The sequence below is a fragment of the Streptomyces sp. BE20 genome, assembly GCF_036322525.1.
In the GTDB taxonomy this organism is placed as follows: domain Bacteria; phylum Actinomycetota; class Actinomycetes; order Streptomycetales; family Streptomycetaceae; genus Kitasatospora.
Genome location: NZ_JAQYWW010000915.1, coordinates 1 through 259, shown reverse-complemented (window position 1 = coordinate 259; position 259 = coordinate 1). Strand labels below are relative to the sequence as shown.

General features: G+C 76.1%; 1 pseudogene. It reads left to right on the top strand.

Annotated elements, in window-relative coordinates:
• Positions 1-259 (top strand): annotated as a pseudogene (locus PUR61_RS21220) (hypothetical protein); the annotation flags it as partial.

The following is a 259-nucleotide window of genomic DNA, read 5'->3' as shown; positions in this document are numbered from 1 at the left end:
CGTCGCCGCCGCCGAGCGCAGGCAGGAGCAGGAGCGCCTCCGGCGGGAGACCGAGTCGCGGCGCGAGGCCGACGAGGACGCGGAACAGGGACGACGCGAGGCGGTCGCGGGGAAGCGCCGGGCCGACGAGAGCGAGGAGCCGCGCCAGACCGAGGAGCCGCGCCAGACGGAGGAGCCCCGGGAGACGGAGGAGACCCGGGAGGTTCGGGACGAGGACTCCGAGGATTCGGAGGACGAGCGGAAGACGCCCGAGCAGCGG